The following is an 18,408-nucleotide window of genomic DNA, read 5'->3' on the forward strand; positions in this document are numbered from 1 at the left end:
ATTTTACCGCTTACTGTTAATAGATGCGATAAACGGCTCTAAAGCCAGCTATAAAATGCCAGTCATGCAAATACAAGGATGAAAGTATGCTTGATATCACCACTACCAAACAGGCCATCAAAAACCGCCTTAAAGGTAAAAAATCAAAGACGGATAAAGTAGCCGACTATGAAGTATTGATTATCGGTGCGGGTATCGCAGGTATTGGCATGGCTTGCCGTTTACAGCAACAGCAGCATAAAGGCCTATTCGGTCATAAAGCTCCCAAAAAGCAAAAGCAGGTAAGTTCGACTAATAAGCAAAAACCTCCACAACGCTTTGCTATCTTAGAAAAGCGTGCTGATTTGGGTGGTACATGGGATTTATTTACCTATCCGGGGATTCGCTCTGACTCTGACGCCTTGACCTTTGGTTATAATTTTAGGCCGTGGCTTGATTATAGAATGCTTGCAGCAGGCGATGATATCAAACGCTATATCGCTGATACGGCACGCGAGTTTGGGGTGACCGAACATATCCATTATCAGCATGAAGTTCAGCAGATATCCTGGTCTAGTGAGGATCAACAGTGGTCAGCAACCATCAAAAATCATGCAAACGGTGAGATGTTTGTTAAGACTGCTAAGTTTATCGTAGGTGCCACTGGCTATTATAACTATGAGCAAGGCTATCGCCCTCATTTTGATGGAGAGGAGGATTTTCACGGTCAAATCGTCCATCCACAGCACTGGAATAATCTAAATTATGATGATAAAAAAGTCATCATTATTGGTAGTGGTGCCACGGCGATAACGTTGCTACCTGCGCTAGTAGATAAAGACAGTAATCAGTGTGCGCGTCATGTCACGATGCTGCAGCGTACGCCGACCTATGTGGCAAGCGTGCCGGGTGATGACCATGCTATTGACTGGTTATCAGGCAAGTTTTCACCATTATCAAAGGAGCAAGCTTATACGGTACTGCGTGCGCGCAATGTGTTGAGGCAGCAAGGCCTGTACAAAGTTGCGACTCATGCGCCCAAGGTGATGAAAGCAGTCTTAAAAAATGGGGTGAAAAAAGAGTTAAAAGGTAGCGACGTCGACAGCAAGCATTTTATGCCTGACTATAATCCGTGGGATCAACGAGTATGTGCGGTACCTGACGGTGATTTATTCAAAGCCCTGCAGGACAAACGCGCAACAGTGGTGACCGATCAAGTCAGCCACTTTACTGAAACAGGAATTATGCTGCAATCTGGTCAGCACCTCGACGCTGATATCATCGTTACCGCGACCGGCTTAAAGCTACAGATGCTGGGCGGGGCAGCGGTATATATCGACGGTCAATCTGTCGATATTGGCACGCGTATGACCTACAAAGCGGTCATGATAGAAGGCATACCTAATATGGCTGCACTGTTTGGCTATACCAATGCCTCGTGGACACTAAAAATCGATTTGGCTTGTCAGTATGTAGTGAGGCTACTGGGGTATATGCATAAAAATTGCTATCAGGTCGCATTACCACAAGCACAAACTGCAGATATGACAGCCTGTGCTCAAGCAGATACCGTAATGGGTTCGCTATCGTCTGGATATGTCAGACGCGGCAAAGACGAGCTACCTAAGCAAGGCGATCGCTATCCTTGGTTCGTGACCAACAACTATCTAAGCGATCGAGTCATGCTTAAGTATCGTAAGATAAAAGACGACTGGTTACGGTTTAGTCGTTAGTATCTTGGTAATTATTGATGATGGTTGTCGATGAAATCAGCCACTTGCTTGCTTAACATCTGCCACAAGGTCTCCTGGGCGCTTTTGCTGCCCCATGCATTGTGCGGACTAAAGATAACACGCGGATGGTCGCTGATACTGAGCAGTGAGTCATTGTCAGCGATCGGTTCTTGTTCAAACACATCGCTAGCATAACCGATGATTTGCTCACTATTAACCGCGTCAGTTAATGCTTGGCTATCAATGATGCCGCCACGTGCGACGTTGACAATGAGCGGCTGTTTAACCATCTTCGCTAGAGTGTCTTTATTAATAAGATGCTCAGTTTGTTCGTTTAGCGGACAGTGTAGACTTATCACATCTGCCCGCGCTAGCACTTCATCAAACGCGGTATAGTCATCGTTACGCGGCGTGCGCCCTTGATGTTCGGCCCATAGTACGGTCATACCAAAGGCACGAGCGATTTCGGTCACGCGCTTGCCAATGGTGCCAATACCAATAATACCTAGCGTCTTATCTTCCAAATCTATCAACGGAATATCCAGCAGACAAAAATTACCGTTTGCCAGCCATGTGCCATCAGTGACTTTCTGATGATAATGAATACCAGCACGCATCGCTGTCAGCATCAACATAAAGGTATGTTCGGGCACGCTTTTAACCGCATAACCAGCGACATTAAAAAGCGCAACACCGTGCTTATCGCAAGCGGCTTGATCAACGTTATTCATGCCAGTAGCAGTCAGCTGTATCAGCTTAAGTTTTGGTAGTTGCTCTATCACCTCAGCACCGATTTGCACTTTATTGGTGATAATAATGTCAGCATCTTTGCAACGCTCAATGATGACAGCCGTGTCTTTTGGCGTGTCGTTATAAGTGATGTAATCGCTCACACCCATTGGCGCGGGAAGGTCAATACCTTCAGAAAACGTACCTTTATCTAAAAAAACGGCTTGCATGGCTAGTCCTTACTTATTGTTGTCTTATAGATAATTAGCGAATAAACGGCTATCGCATGAATCCTTATCGGCTTAATGTAGCACGTTGGTATTTTTAGTCAAAAACGAATTAGCCAAATATCGATCGAATAGATATAAGCTACTGATAAAATAGGACAATCTGCATTATTTAACAATCACGTATTCGTCTGACATAGTATCGATAAATAACTTATAAAATCATAGCTATCGTAAGCTGCCTCTTGAAAATTCAACTTAACGCACTCATCTACCCGCTAACGTTATATAATGGTGTGACTGAGCTGCTGGCTCTACTAAGATTACGACATTTATTTTGCGTCTATTGACGATTTATGTTCTTTGTAATCTTACCGCTATCACAATCTACCATTGCTATCTAAATTTCATTATCTGAGTACAAAAGACATCGCCTTATGACTATCTCTATTGCTTCATTGCACAGTACTGAATTCGCCGTTGGTCAACGTTATTTATCTGATACGGAGTCTGAGCTTGGCTTAGGTGTGGTCATCGATGTTGACGACCGATGTGTGCATATTTTATTTCCGCAAAGTGAAGAGACACGCGTCTACGCAAAAAACTCTGCGCCATTATCGCGCGTGGTGTTTAAGGTGGGCGATAGCATCTACGATCAAGATGGCAAAAGCTATACGGTCAATGCCGTTGATGAAGTGATGGGCGTACTGAAATATGGCGTCGATGAGCACGAGCGCGGCATCATGGAAACCCGCCTTGCTGCCAATATCACGTTGGCCAAGCCGCTTGAGCGTTTGCTTGCTGGCCGTATTGAACGTGGTGATTGGTATGAGCTGCGTCAAGATATCTTACGTATGCAGTCAGCGCTGGCAGGTCACCCACTAAAAGGCCTAATGGGTGCACGTGTCGATATCATCGAGCATCAGCTATATATTGCACATGAAGTGGGCAAGCGTATCGCGCCGCGTGTACTACTGGCTGATGAAGTGGGCCTTGGTAAGACCATCGAAGCGGGCATGATTATTCATCAGCAGTTGCTAACAGGCAAAGCTGAGCGTGTGTTGATTTTGGTGCCAGATAGTTTGCAGTACCAATGGATGATTGAGTTACGTCGTCGCTTTAATCTGAATTTTGCCTTGTTTGATCTGGTGCGTACTGCGGCTATTAAAGAACACGACCCTGAACAAAACGTCTTTGCCACTGAGCAATGTATCATCGGTGGTATGGATCTGTTACTCGATCACCCAGACTTATATGACCAAGCGATGGATGCAGGGTTTGATTTATTGGTCGTTGATGAAGCGCATCATCTGCATTGGGATGAAGCACAGGGCGGCAATGATAAGTATGACTTGATTGCAGATTTCGCCGAAGAAACGCCAGGCGTGATGCTATTGACAGCAACGCCAGAGCAGCTTGGTGCGCAAAGTCACTTTGCTCGTCTGCGTTTGCTTGATCCAGATCGCTTTGATGATTTGGATGAGTTTATCGATGGGCAAGAAGCCTTCGCAGAGACAGCAGCAGTTGCTGGTGTCTTGATAGAAGAAAAGCCATTGAATGAAGGCCAAATCGCTGCTTTAAGTAGCTTACTAGACATTAGTATTGAAGAACTATCTTCAATCAATGAAGATGAAAAACTGCGTACACATGCGCTAAACGAGCTGTTAGATCGTCATGGTACAGGTCGTATCTTGTTCCGCAATACTCGTGAGAGCGTCAAAGGTTTCTACGGCCGTAGTAGCCAACCATATCCACTGCCATTACCTGAAGCATGGAAAGACAGCTATCAAACCAATGGTAAGTTGCGTGAGCAGCTATGGGGCGAAGAAAACCAACCAGATGGTGGCTGGCTAGAAGATGATCCACGTGTTTCTTGGTTGATTGATATCTTACGCGGTGAGCTTAAGCATCAAAAAGTCCTATTAATTGCTCGTAGTGGTGCGACGGTAGAGAGTTTAGAAGCGGTATTGCGTCTGCATGCCGGTATCAAAACAGCTATCTTTACTGAGCAGATGACTTTGCTTGAGCGTGACCAAGCAGCTGCGTTCTTTGCAGATAGTGAAGGCGCGCAGATATTACTATGCTCAGAGATTGGTTCAGAAGGTCGTAACTTCCAGTTTGCAAGCCAGTTAATACTATGGGATTTGCCTGCTAACCCAGATACGTTAGAGCAGCGTATTGGCCGTCTAGATCGTATCGGTCAGACTCAGCAAATTATGCTACATGTGCCTTATGTACAGGGTACAGCGCAAGAGCGTCTGTATCAATGGTATAACGATGCGCTGAACATGTTCAATCAGATATCGCCAACTGCCCAAAGTGTACAAGAGCAATATATCCAAGAGCTTAAGCCAATGCTTGAGGGTGCTGATACTCCTGAAAATAATGTCATCTTGCAAGACATCATTGACGAGGCGCTACAGACACGTTTGGGACTAGAAGCACAGCTACAAGCTGGTCGTGATCGCCTGTTAGAGTACAACTCATGCCGTCCGCGTGTCGCAGGTCGTATCGCCGATGCTATGCGTGACTTTGATGGTAATAATTTGCTGCCGCACTTTATTGAGCGTTTCTTTGCATCTGCCAATATCGATCACAATATTCAGCGTGATGGCTCATGGGTTATCGCACCGATCGATAGCACCGAGATCAGTGATTATATTGATGGTTTGCCACTTGGTGATGAAGACGGTATGACGTTGACCTTTGAGCGTGAGCAAGCGCTTCAGCGTGAAGATATCGAATTCATCACTCACGAGCATCCATTGATGCGTGCAATTTATGAGCTAGCGAGTACCAGCACCTTTGGTAATACGACAGTTGCTATGCTGAAAAGCGCTGCTGTTCCGCAAGGCATGGTACTGCTAGAGGTGAACTTCCGTGTTGAAGCAATCGCGCCAAAAGTGCTTAATCTGCCAGCGACTTTGTCCACGCAAAATATCCGTGTCTTTATCAGTGAGCAGGGTAGTGATTTATCGGCTCGTATCAGTGCTGAGATGATTATGCCGCACGTTGAGCGATTGGATAAAAACCGTGCCCGCCAAGTCATTAAAGTACGCGGTGATGTAATTGAGCAGCGCTATTACGAAGCTGAAGATATTGCTCGCCAGCAGATTGCTGAGATTGGTGAGCAAGCAAGTAGCCGCTTTAGCCAGCAGTGGTCACGCGAAATCAAGCGTTTAAAACATCTACAGACGATCAATCCAAACGTACGTCCTGAAGAGATTGAGCGTTTAGAGCAGCTTAAAGCTCAAGGTGAGCAAGCACTTAGTAATTTATCATTAGTACCGGATTCTATCCGCGTACTCGTAGCAGTTAAGCCGTAAACATCGACGTATTTGTCAAAAACGAGGTGTTATTATACATCTCGTTTTTTTATGGTTGAGATTGCTTGCTTTGCTCTTTGGTTGCGATTTGTCTGGCAAAAACTGATAAGCAATACTTATGAGTAAGCCGACAGTAACTAGTCAAAGCCACCAATATTGGGTAAGATGTTTACCTTTTCTATAGAAAATAAATATTCGGTGATAACATCGCTAACGATGTCTGTATGTTTATTTTAAGGTCTCCTTCGACAGATCTTAACAAGTGATCTCGCATTATTTTACATTCAAATATGATGGCTATATGGCATCAATATCATCAGATGCTGAGCGTTTTTGATAAAAATAAGGAAACATATTGTCATGTCCGATAATCTACAACTGATTGATGAGCTGCTGGCTACTATCGCGCTTATTGAAGTTACCCCTGATGTGTTTGAGGGTAAAAGCCATGACTATGTGGGCAGTCGTATATTTGGTGGGCAAGTGCTCGCTCAAGCGATTATGGCAGCGGCTCATACATTAGATAAAGACAAACCTTGTCACTCACTGCATGGATATTTTTTGCGTGGTGGTGATATCAATCAGCCAGTGATATACCAAGTACGTCGATTGCGTGATGGTCGCAGCTTGTCTGCCCGCGAAGTCACGGCCATTCAATACAAAGAAGTACGTGGCAAGCCGCCTGTTGAGCAAGTGATATTTTCGATGATTGCCTCGTTTTCACCGATGGAAGATGGGCTTGAGTATCAAGAAGACATGCCGGTCTATCCACCGCCAGAAGATTTGCTGACCGAACAAGATTTAAAAGAAGAGAATGTCGGAAAAGTGCCAGAAGCACTAAAGGCAAGATTTATGCGCCGCCGTCATGTCGAGATTAAGCCAGTGAAGCCGCGTAATCCGATTAGCCCAGAACCTATGAAGCCTAAGCAAGCAAACTGGCTACGCATTCGTGAATTGGGCAATCAGCCAGTGGCTATTCAGCAGGCACTATTGGCATTCTCTTCTGACTTTTATTTGGTTGGCACAGGGCTAATGTCACATGGTGTGAGTTTTATGACCAGTGGTCTACAAGCTGCCAGTATCGATCACTCGATGCATTTCCATCGCGATTTTGATTTGAATAAATGGATGCTGTATGACATGTGGAGTGATACCACGTCTAATGCGAAAGGCTTGAATCATGGTCAGTTTTGGCAAGATGGCAAACTGGTCGCTACTGTGCAACAAGAAGGACTCATGCGTTTACGTGTGCCAAAGTCTTAGGGTGCTTTAGACCCAGTTATCTTTATATCGTCATTATAAAAAGCGACTCATTATTAACAGTGAGTCGCTTTTTTTATTCCAATTTTTTATGCTAATTTTTATTCTAAGATCTTAATCATCGCGCGAGGTAGCCCTAGACTGTCTTGCGCTTTTTGTTCGGCTAACCACTTAAAGTCGATTTCGGCCGCTGCTAATTTCTTATTTAACTCAGTGACCTGAGTCGCGTCAACCGTCAATTTACGCGGGGTCAGATACCAGTGAAAATGCGTCAGTGAATGTTTGATAGGGGCGTCATCAAGCAAGGTATTGCTAACTGATTTTGTGACCAGTTCATTTTTTATGAGCCATTCATTAATAATTTGCTCAGCAGTGGTAAACTCTGCTTCGTATACTTTTTCATTACTACGGATATCGTTTACTGTGTTTGATGGCTTATCATCACTAGCTAGCGTCTTTTTAACAGTAGCCTTAGTGTTCGCTTTACCGTCAACTTTTTCCACGAACTGTAATGGCAAACTCCATAATCCACCCCAGATGCCGTTGTCAGGGCGTTGTAGCCATAGTATCTCACCGTCTACGCTTTCTACCAGCAACGCATCGCTAAACTTACTTGGCTTTGGCTGTTTTTTTGCTTTGACGGGATAATCAGTCTCACGCCCTTGCGCATGGGCTAGGCAGTCTTCTTTTAATGGACATAATAGGCAGGCAGGCTTGCTACGGGTACATAATGTCGCACCCATATCCATCATGGCTTGCGCAAATAGTCCGGAGTTCTCTGTCGGTGTCAGTCGCTCTGCCAATGCCCATAAGTCTTTGGTGGTAGCAGATTTGGTGATATCGCCGTCAATTGCGGCCCAACGTGTCAGTACTCGTTTGACATTACCATCGCAGATGACTCCATAATGGTGCAAGCCCATCGCCATAATCGCGCCAGCAGTCGATGGCCCAACGCCCGAAATCGCTTCCCATCCTGCTAGCGTCTGCGGAAACTCGCCCGTTTCATCGATTACCTCAACCAACTGCTTAGCACCTTTATGCAAATTACGCGCACGCGCATAATAGCCAAGTCCTGCCCAATGCTCCGCTACGGTATCCCATTCTGCTGCGGCCAAATCCTGCACGGTCGGAAACGACGCCATAAAACGTGCAAAGTAGGGCAGTACTGTGGTCACTTGTGTTTGCTGAAGCATGACTTCGGATAGCCAAACAATATAAGGGTTGGGCGTGTCGGTCTGGTGTTGTTGCCAAGGTAAGTCATGGCGACCGTTTTCGGCAAACCAATCGAGCAGGCGTGGGGCGAAGGAGTTAAGAGCAGTAGGTGATTGAGAAAATTGAGTAGGCAAGAGTATTCCTTGTAAGTTGAACAGGGATATATAGGATTTGGAGTTACGACGGGTAAGCGAGAAGGTGAATAGATAAAACTATTTACCAGTATATGAGGCTTAATTGTTTATAAATAAAGGGGATAGATAGTATCATTATAGAGAAGTAAGAGTTTATCGATAAACACTGTCTAAAGTCTCACCTAATTCATTCTTCCATTTAATCCATCCGTTGGTCGAACGTCCTGACACTAGAGAACTGGCTCCACTAGGTGTTTTAAATAGATGGTTTTCAGTGAGTTTATAGCTTTTATCGTTTACAGCGACGAGTTTGCCGCTACTGAGCAGACTCTTTTTCAATTTAGCTACGAATGGCGGAGCTGATGATGTCTGTGTTTGTCGTATTAAAGAGCCTGCTAATATTACAAACCCATCATCGTCGTAGTATCCTTTAGCATGACCATCTTTTGCCTTATAGTAAAACAGGGATGGAATAGGTTTCGTTGGAGCTTCATCGATTATTCGACCGACTTTAGCAATGGTGGAATCAGTCGGTTTGTTTTTATAAGTCTCGTTGCTATAAAGGCTATCATGAATAGCCAAGGACTCGAAAATAGGCTGTCCTAAGGTGGATAGTAAAACGTCAAGGGTGTGGAATAACTCCTCGCAATCAGCTTTTAATGGGTCAGGTGTATGCGGTTTATTACCATTATTTCCATTTTTTAGTTCGTAACGTCCCACCTCTATAGCAGTTGCGATAGCCTTATGTTCCATATATAGCGCATGGGTCTGCGTCATAGAGTTATTGGTCGAGAGCATGACAAAAGCCCGTGTCCAGAAATCTTTTTCATCATGTTGGTTAAGACGTCTTTTAAGATCGCCAGTTTGTCCAACATAAAGTAACGGCTTCTCTACGCTATCGGTATCACCAATCAAAAAATACAAACCAACTTGATTAGCATCGGGCATCGCAAAAAAGTCGTCAATGTGGATACGTGGGATTTCAATCAATCTTACTGTGCGCGTAGTCATCTCTGCCAAACGCAACCCACGAGGGTTACCTTTTGGCAGATAAATTTGGATGGTTTTAGCCGATGGTATTAATGGATTCATAGTAGCTTATATTATTGGTAAATCTACTTACGATTCTTCCGCGTTTTCAAACGACGTAAGCGTTTTTCTTCTTCTTTAGCCTTCTTCTTCTCTTCAGCAGCGAGTCGTTGTTCAGCGACGACAATTTCTTCAGCCTCAGTCATCGCTGGTGTTTCTAGCGTGATACGACCAATCTTCGCGCTACGTAATTCGTTAATCAAAATCTCAGACATACGGTACGTATCGACTTGGTTGCCCGCGCGTACACAGCCGCGATTACGTCCAGCTACTTCAAAAAACTCCCAATCAGTCTTTGGCAGCTCTTCAATTTTGTAGCGAGTTTTTAGCAGCTCAGGATAGGCTTGCATCAGGTACTCAGCGGTATAGCTAGCTACATCAGCGAAATCAAAAGCAGTATCACGAATACCGCCTGTCGCTGCGAGACGATAACCTGAGTTTTCGTTTTCAACCTTTGGCCATAGCATACCGGGCGTGTCATAGAGCATGATGTCATCGTCTAGTTTAATCAGCTGCTGTGACTTGGTCACGGCCGGCTCGTCACCTGTCTTTGCTACAGCGCGACCTGCTAGCGTATTGATCAGCGTTGATTTACCAACGTTTGGGATACCCATGATCATTGCTTTGATTTGACGACCAGTCCCGACTTTATTAGGTACGAGATGCTTACAGATGGCGATGATGCGTTTTACATCATTGGCTTTTTCAGTATCGCAAGCGATGGCTTTGACCCCATCTTGCTGCTCGAGATAATCCATCCATGCTTGAGTCAACTCAGGATCGGCAAGGTCAGCTTTGTTCAGGATTTTGATAACAGGTTTTTCGCCGCGCAGTGCTGCGACCATTGGGTTTTCACTACTATATGGAATACGCGCATCGATGACCTCGATGACCAAATCCATCTGCGGCATGACTTCTTTGATTTCGTTACGGGCTTTGTTCATGTGCCCAGGGAACCACTGAATACTTGCTCTCTTATCCATCTGCTTTCATAACCTTTTATAAAAAATGCTAAAAGTAAAACAATCAACGTTTACTTTCTAATGGTGTCCAGTTTACTACAGAACCACCTTGCTCACGGCACAATTTCACCCAACCAGCTTTGTCATTACGCTTGATTTTGGTTTTCTGTTTCCTCATGCGCGGGTGGTAATGGGGCAAGGTAACCAATTAATAGTATTAAGCTGCCTGCACCAAGGAAGGATATCACTCGCCAAATTGCCTCAGTCTGAGACAAATCTACCAAGACTAGCTTAAGTACGACGATACCTAATAATCCAATACCAATAAACCAAAGCGCGCGCTGCCAATAGCGACTGGCTACTATAGTGGCGACCAATGCCAAGAGCGTCCACAAAATCGTCAATCCTGTTTGTACTTGCTCGCTCTGCCATGCGCCGCCTTGATAGTCATTCCAAAGTGGCGTGCCAATAAAGGCGTGTAGCGTTCTGACCAACATGCTGGAAATCAACCAAAAGCTGATTAATCCCAATATAATTAGCAAATTTTCAGCGGTAAATACGCGCTTGGATTTGGCATCTGCACTCGACTCGATAACGATTTCATTGTGACTGTGCTGGCTGATGTAATACAGACTAAAACCAACCGATAGCGTCAGCCACGATGTGATGTCATATAGGTTGAACAATGGAAAATAAGACAGTTCCCAAATCATACCGTCATAAGACCAATTGGTAAGAACAACCCACAGTAAAGCAATGGGAGCAAAAATGGCAGCGCATCCTAATAGTGCCTGTTGCCAATCAAACCAGTACAGCAGACCTTGTTTTGAAACTTTATTAGTTGATGTGTTTTCTGCATTTTGACTGAGATAACGAAGATTGAACCATAGTCCAAATAATATAAGTACCGCTGAAAACAAGAAAGCCGTTACGCCATCAGAGTCTGGTAGGCCATAATGCGCCGCGGCAGCGACAAGTAAGATACCCGTACCTAGCCAGCTTGCAGCAGTATAACGTGAGGTATTGTTGTTATCGGACCATGTATCAGACCATGTTTTTAGCCATAGCTGACCCATGACTAACCAGCCGATTATTAAGCCTAGGAACACTAACCATTCCGCTGTTGCCCATGTTAAATTTCGCTCAAATTTTTGTGGCAGTTGCAGTATTAGCATGAAGTAGAACAAAGCTAGCAATCCATGACTAAGTTGTCTAATTTCCGCCCACGGACGATAGCGATTGATGACCCAATAAGCGATCAAGCTCATAAGTGCTGCTAGTGCAATTACGGTCGTACTTGATTGCCAGATATCAAACCAATGATGCAAATCAAGCATCAGTACTTGTAGCATCCAAGCCATTGCGGTCAATGTCAAAAATTTGGTTAATCTAGGGCTATGCCAAACAAATTTGAATACGCGGCTCTGACTATCGATAGAAATTAGCCATTGCTGCGCAGCTTGCATACTGACACCCAGCGCATGGGCATAGCCGGTCAATACATCTGATGTGCCGTCCAATGTTTGTGATTGTATGACCGAGGCTGTTGTAGTGCCTTTATTGTTAAGGCTATTAAGTTTGTTACTACTATCTAAGCTATTAAGCAGCACAGCAGGGGAGTTGCTAGCGCGTAATATAAAGACGGTCGCTAGATAACTGAGCGCTGAAATACTAAAGGCTAAAACGGGATAGTCTTTGCTAGAGAATATCGCTGTCGTCACTAGCATACCAATACTGACGAGCTGTAATAGTAAGCCAAATAACACCGACCACGATCGCAACGAGCGTCGTCCAAACCATACTAGCGCCAATCCTTGTACTGACCAACCAAAAGCAATCCATTCAGCATCTAGCGCCAGCGGAATAACGAGCGCAAAGAACCCTAATCCTAACGCTAGCATGCCTTCGGTGATTAAAGCATAGCGTTTACTGCGCTGGATAAATAGCCAGCCTAAGCCAAGATAAACCGTAGCCAAAATGGCACTGGTAATCGTGAGGGCGTTAGAGATGTCGTTTAGTAAGGCAGAAAATAAACCAAAAGCCAGTAGCGGTACTGAAAACAGTAAGCCCGTATCAATAGGGAATACATAGGAGCTGCCTACATGGGCTCTGTCCAAGTGTTTTGTGTCATCTGTATTGTCAGCATGACTGAGGTCTTTTTCGTTTAGCGCATTATAGGTAATGATTTGCTGCGCATAACGAATGACGACAAACAAGTAAAGCAGCCAGTGTAAGGCTACTAAGGCTACCAATGACCAGCGCTGCGTTTCAATGACGGCGCTCAGGTTTTCGCTAATACCCCAATAGTATGCCAAGCCAAATGTCACAGTCACACCGAATAGATTAAGTATCTTCCACGGTCGATAATGAGCAATAACAGCAATCGTGACGTTTAGCAGTAGATAATAGCTGAATAAGGTGACCAAGCTGCCAGTATCTTCACTGGTCAAAATTGGTGCAAAAAATCCACCAGATAATGCCAATAATGCTAATGGAAATGCGTTTTGACGTACGGCAAGGGCAATGGTAATGGCAGACAATAACCCAAGCCCGATAAAGCTTGGGATGCTAGGAATGATTTCATAAACACTGTAAGCAAAAAAGGTGCTTAGATAAGCAATCGCTAAGCCTGCGCCCTGTAGCGTAATCCCATATGAGAAGCGTTTTGCCGTCAGCTTTAACCCAAGCGCTGCCAATGCTAACCCTGTAACGCCAACTGCTATCAACTTTGTGGCAATCGAAATCTCGATATATTCGCTTAATAAGCGAAGCAGGAGCACCACACCTACCAATAGCACCAATACGCCGACTCGCACGACCAAGTTGCCACCGAAAAACCAGTTTTTGATTGAATGAATGAGCGAGGTCACAATAGGCAATGAGCGTTCATCAGGCTCAATCGGTGCGGTAGGCGCTGTATTTTCCGTGTTTATCGAGGCGTTATTGTTTATAGGTTTATCGTCATAGATGTTTGATGCTACATGTATGGTTGAGTTTGAAGCAACGGTAGGAAGCGGTGGTGGTGATACAGGCAGCTGATTATCTGAAAAAGAATGTTGTGAGTCAAAAGCTATTTCTTTAGCATCATGGTCTTTAGCGTCACTGTCTTTAGGAACATTGTTTTTAAGATCATGATCGTCAGTAGTAGTGTTGCGCGCATAATTGCTTTTATCGACGAAAGGTGCAGACGGAGGCGTCATACTACGATGTCTTTGCTGCTCAAGCTCAGCTTGCAGCGTCGTCACATCACGGCGTAGATGCTCGATTTTTCGAGCTATCCTAGTATATAACGCAACCACCACGATCAATAAAATCGTAAAAGCTAGCCAGCCCAACTGGGTCACCATTAGATACAACATCTTTGTCACTCAATCCAGTTTATAGTAAAGTGATAATGACGTGATTTGATAAGAAGCACAAGACTACTCTGATTACTGGGCTAAAAGACAGATGATAAAATAACGCTCAAAATAAAAGGGTAGCTTAATAATTAAGCTACCCTTTTTAATGGTCTTTATACCAAATCGTTTCTTATGCTAAATTGGCTTTCATAAATTCAAGCATGTTTTCCCAGCTTTGTTTAGCAGCGGCTTCATTGTAGCCAAGATCTACTTCGTTTTTAGCGGCACGCTCATCGGCATGCGGATTGGTAAAGCCATGTTTGGCATTGTCATAAACGTCGATAGTGTAATCAACATCGGCTGCATCTAGCTCTGATTTTAGACCTTCGATAGCATCCATTGATACCATTGAGTCGTCACGACCATGAGCGACCAACACTTTTGCTGCAAAGTTTTTGTCTGCTGGCTGTTTTGGGGTTGGGTTACCATGGAACGTGGCAACGGCTTTTAGTGGCATGCCTTCGCGAGCCATATCTAGTACAACTTTACCACCGAAGCAGTAACCGATTGCGCCTAGGTTGTCACCATCGACTGATAACTGATCGCTGAAATCATTCAAAATTAAGCGGCAGCGTGCCATTAGCATGTCTTGATCGGCCAGTACTTGCTCCATCCACATGTTTGCCTGCGCTGCATCAGTAGTTAATTTGCCTTCACCGTAAACGTCCATAGCGACTGCTGCATAGCCCGCTTCTGCCAAACGCTCAACCACTGATTTTGGGTGATCGACCACGCCCCACCATTCTGGTGCAACCAAGATACCTGCTGCTGGATTTTCATCTGAAGCGTTTTCTGGGAGTGCTACATAACTGATAAGTTCTACACCGTTTTCGGTAGTACTGATTAATTCAAAAGTCTTAATTGACATATTATTGTCCTTTTTTATGTTGTGAGTTTTAATTATTCGTCATTGTGATGGTTCGTTTTTCTAACTCGTACCACCTTAACGCCCATGTCTAGCAAAAACAGCTATAATACTGTAACGCTCTTTATCAAAATGCTACTGCGACTTTATGACTATAAATTTGTTAAACAAAAATAATGACCAATCTGACTTGAACTTAGATCTCGATGCAGCGGCCAAGCCTGCGCAATCGGTGAGTTTGTTCCCTGATAGTACCGTTGTCGATTCTGCTGACTCTAAATCTGAACCACTACGCCCGCAGTTTTGGTCGCGATTTGCGTTAACAGAACTAAACCATAGCGAGTGGGAAGCGTTGTGCGATGGTTGCGGCAGTTGCTGCTTGATTAAGTACATCGATGAAGATGAAAGCGGTAATGTGGATGAGGAGCTGGTCGAATATACCGATGTCACCTGCCAGTTGATGGACTGCGCGACAGGATATTGCAGTCATTATGCGACGCGTCAGGAGCATGTGCCAGATTGTATTCAGCTGACTATGGACAACTTGCCCAAGATGATGTGGCTACCATCGCACTGCGCTTATAAGCGTTTGTATAAAGGGCAGGGCTTACCAAGTTGGCATTTATTATTGACTGGGGATGCTGTGGTGACACAACAACAAATGCGAGCGGCCAACGTGGGCGTCGCTGGTCGCTGTGTCACGGAAATCGGTATGTCTGATGAAGAAATGGAGACGCGGGTGGTTAACTGGGTCAATCCTTAGTCGACAGTTAGTTAGATGCCTGAGCAGTAGATTTGGCTTTTGCTTCGGCACTGGTTTGCGAGTTAGCCAATGTTGGTATCGGAATATCTTGACGAATCTGCTGTGAGAACTTACAGCTGTTTTTATTTCTATCGATATCAGACTGTAAGTTGACTTGATTATCAAAACCTTTTGTCTTTGGGTTGATGTGGGTGCGCTCATACCACGTGTTCATTGACCAAGGCTGGTTATTCTTTTCTGGCGCCGCATCCAACATGCCTACATCATATAGATAGTTCGGTAACCAACCAGAGACCCAAATTCGATAATCCCATGGCAAGCGATCGCCACTAACAATACGCGCCATATAAAAGATAATATTGGTACAGTTGCTAATCAATGTATTGTACCAAGCAGGTTTAGCGTTCAAATCATCAGCCGCCGTTAGATAAGACTCAAATAGCGACCTCACTTCATGCTGTTGCAAATTGCTAATAGGAAACAGATAAACCTGCTCGCCGCGCGCGTTGCTGCGGGTGTAAATAATATCGCGCTCTTCTGCGGCAATCAGGCTCAGCTCATAACGTCGAAAAAACCCAGCCAGCGCTGAAAAAGACTCGCCATCTTCTTTACGTATCTCAAATGAGAAGGCAAGTGGTCTATCATCTTCAAATCGAAAGCTAACTAAAGTATGAGCAATCAGCGGTCCCATCCAATAAGAATTGGTCACATCAACGCCAGAGAGTTTAGACAAATCAATCGTACGGGTATCCCAATGCTCGGTAGCGTCTTCTTCAGTTCGCCAATCAAAGTTACGGACATTGGTTAAGGTAATCAAGTCAGGGTTAGTCGCATCGCGCTCATAGGAGACTCGCTGGTCAACCTCAGCCATCCATTCTCGATCTTGTTTAGGTTCGATAGAAAAAAACCAACCTAGACCCACGAGCCAAACAGTGCCATATATGCCGATAAGTAGTTTGGTTGCTGTGCCTTTACCAATTGCTTTTTTATTAGATAATGAGTCACTGTGCAATACTCTTGTGACGGCATCCCAATAACGTGTACTTAGCAGCGCAGCTAATATACCTACAATCATTATTGTCGCAAGCCAAGTCAATACTGAGCTGACGCCGTACTGATACCAAATCGCGAGTAATAACCATAGCGCTGATAACAATAACGTAACGGCAATTAAAAAAGTCACAAGACGCTGGCGCCATGTAGGCTTTGGCTGTTTGCTATCTGATGAGCTGTTTTTTGATATTTCGCGTTTTAAGTCAAGGCTCTCTAAACCACGGCTCTCTAAACCACGGCTCTCTAAGCCACGGCTGTCTGACAGTCGACTGCGTGAACGCGACGAGAGTAAGCGAGAAAAAACGGAACGTAACGACATAGGGTTTGCTTTGATAAATAAAGGCTTTGACCATAGCAAAGTTTATAACACGCTGACAATACAATTTGAGTGAATTTGTCGTTGAATGTCGGTGAGCCTTGCGATAAAGTGAAGCTAATTTGTACTAGCAAATTTGTTATTCATCCATTAATTAATAACAAACCAGCTGTTTTATTTGCTACTTTTATCCCCATCTAGGCTCTACTTGTTTTTTTATTGAGTATTGTTCATTTTTATATTGAATACTATTCTGATTTTTATTAACTAAAGAGGTTAAATCACACCACCATGTCTGACGACACTCCCAGCCCGAGTAGTTGGTCGATGCGCGGCTTAAAACGCTGGCTATCGACCGCCCCCGAAACCCGTGATGAATTGATTCGTCTGGTACAAGACTCGCGCCAGTTTTTAGAGCCTGATACTGTCGATATGCTAGAAGGCGTGCTAGATTTGCCTGCGACACAAGTCCGCGAAATCATGACACCGCGTCCGCAAGTGATTGGTCTGCACGAGAGCACAAGTCTTGCCGAAGTGATGGACATCATTCTTGAGACCACTCACTCGCGCTATCCTGTTTTTGACAGCCAAGATGATGATGCCGTCATCGGTATCTTATTGGCAAAAGACTTGATTCCAATTCTGGTACATATGGTCCGCAACCAAGAAGACAAAATTGATAGTAAGCGTCTCAGAGACTTGGTGCGCCAGCCGTTATATATCAGTGAGACGGCTCGTTCTGATACCCTGCTACGCTCATTGCAGCGTACCCAAGTACACATGGCGATTGTCGTTGATGAGTTTGGTAACTTTGGTGGTGTGGTCACCATGGAAGATTTGTTGGAAGAAATCGTTGGCGACATCGTTGATGAGCACGATGACTTTGATGAAGACAGTGATATAAACAACATTGTCCCTGATCCAGAAAAACCAAACACATGGCGTGTCCAAGCATCTACAGTAATTGAAGACTGTAATGATGAGCTTGGTAGCCGTTTTGACGATACCGATGTCGATACGATGGGCGGTCTGGTCATGCAAGCACTTGGCTTCGTTGGTGATTTAGAAGGCGAGAGCGTCGTGATAGATGATTGGAAAATTACCATTACCGATGTAGAAGGGCGATTTATCCAGAACCTAGAGCTGACCAAAACCAATGCTGAGCAACAGATATTGATAGGCAGCCACTAGCTTGCTTATAGTGTCACGATAGTTGGTCAATGAATAAAGCTTGTTAGCAAATTCAATAAAAAACACGATGAAAAATCGTGTTTTTTGCTTTCTACCTTTTGAACTTTAGAATGAGGTTTTAGCTACGCAAATTTACCCACTTGTAGGTTTTGACTGGTATCATGGGTG

Annotated in this window: 12 protein-coding genes; 5 read left to right on the plus strand and 7 right to left on the minus strand. The window is 44.5% G+C overall.

Annotation, left to right across the window (positions count from 1 at the left end; genetic code table 11):
* The first annotated feature begins 86 nt into the window (after positions 1–86).
* Positions 87–1,712, plus strand: a complete 1,626-nt coding sequence (locus tag Q0788_RS10250) for an NAD(P)/FAD-dependent oxidoreductase (RefSeq protein WP_298810321.1) — start codon at positions 87–89, stop codon at positions 1,710–1,712.
* Between the two features lie 11 nt (positions 1,713–1,723).
* Here Q0788_RS10250 and Q0788_RS10255 read toward each other — a convergent pair whose 3' ends face one another.
* The gene (locus Q0788_RS10255; RefSeq protein WP_298810323.1) at positions 1,724–2,671 is read right to left on the minus strand and encodes an NAD(P)-dependent oxidoreductase; all 948 of its coding nucleotides are present in this window, start codon (positions 2,669–2,671) and stop codon (positions 1,724–1,726) included.
* Positions 2,672–3,105: 434 nt separating this feature from the next.
* Between Q0788_RS10255 and rapA the strand changes: the two genes are divergently transcribed.
* Positions 3,106–5,994, plus strand: coding sequence for an RNA polymerase-associated protein RapA (rapA, locus tag Q0788_RS10260; protein ID WP_298810325.1), 2,889 nt, complete (start codon positions 3,106–3,108; stop codon positions 5,992–5,994).
* 360 nt (positions 5,995–6,354) lie between these two features.
* Positions 6,355–7,257, plus strand: coding sequence for an acyl-CoA thioesterase II (locus tag Q0788_RS10265; protein ID WP_057761915.1), 903 nt, complete (start codon positions 6,355–6,357; stop codon positions 7,255–7,257).
* Between the two features lie 98 nt (positions 7,258–7,355).
* Here Q0788_RS10265 and mutY read toward each other — a convergent pair whose 3' ends face one another.
* From mutY to Q0788_RS10290, 5 genes are all read right to left on the minus strand, one after another.
* Positions 7,356–8,600 carry an A/G-specific adenine glycosylase gene (mutY, locus tag Q0788_RS10270; protein WP_298810328.1) on the minus strand — a complete coding sequence of 415 codons (1,245 nt, stop codon included), beginning with the start codon at positions 8,598–8,600 and terminating at the stop codon, positions 7,356–7,358.
* A gap of 153 nt (positions 8,601–8,753) precedes the next feature.
* Positions 8,754–9,692, minus strand: coding sequence for a GIY-YIG nuclease family protein (locus tag Q0788_RS10275; RefSeq protein WP_298810331.1), 939 nt, complete (start codon positions 9,690–9,692; stop codon positions 8,754–8,756).
* Between the two features lie 23 nt (positions 9,693–9,715).
* Positions 9,716–10,672 (minus strand): ribosome biogenesis GTPase YlqF, encoded by a 957-nt coding sequence (ylqF, locus tag Q0788_RS10280; protein WP_057761911.1) that lies wholly within the window; start codon positions 10,670–10,672, stop codon positions 9,716–9,718.
* Between the two features lie 125 nt (positions 10,673–10,797).
* Positions 10,798–14,010 (minus strand): DUF2339 domain-containing protein, encoded by a 3,213-nt coding sequence (locus Q0788_RS10285; protein WP_298810332.1) that lies wholly within the window; start codon positions 14,008–14,010, stop codon positions 10,798–10,800.
* A gap of 172 nt (positions 14,011–14,182) precedes the next feature.
* The gene (locus tag Q0788_RS10290) at positions 14,183–14,920 is read right to left on the minus strand and encodes a dienelactone hydrolase family protein (RefSeq protein ID WP_102078159.1); all 738 of its coding nucleotides are present in this window, start codon (positions 14,918–14,920) and stop codon (positions 14,183–14,185) included.
* Between the two features lie 235 nt (positions 14,921–15,155).
* On the opposite strand from Q0788_RS10290, the gene Q0788_RS10295 reads away from it, so the two are divergent.
* Positions 15,156–15,680, plus strand: a complete 525-nt coding sequence (locus Q0788_RS10295; protein WP_298810363.1) for a YcgN family cysteine cluster protein — start codon at positions 15,156–15,158, stop codon at positions 15,678–15,680.
* A gap of 7 nt (positions 15,681–15,687) precedes the next feature.
* On the opposite strand, the gene Q0788_RS10300 is transcribed toward Q0788_RS10295, so the two are convergent.
* Positions 15,688–17,052, minus strand: coding sequence for a DUF4105 domain-containing protein (locus Q0788_RS10300; protein ID WP_298810335.1), 1,365 nt, complete (start codon positions 17,050–17,052; stop codon positions 15,688–15,690).
* 288 nt (positions 17,053–17,340) lie between these two features.
* On the opposite strand from Q0788_RS10300, the gene Q0788_RS10305 reads away from it, so the two are divergent.
* Complete coding sequence (locus Q0788_RS10305) at positions 17,341–18,240, plus strand: CBS domain-containing protein (protein ID WP_057761902.1); 900 nt, start codon at positions 17,341–17,343, stop codon at positions 18,238–18,240.
* Positions 18,241–18,408: the final 168 nt, after the last annotated feature.

The organism is uncultured Psychrobacter sp. (genome assembly GCF_947500265.1).
Classification (GTDB): Bacteria; Pseudomonadota; Gammaproteobacteria; order Pseudomonadales; family Moraxellaceae; genus Psychrobacter.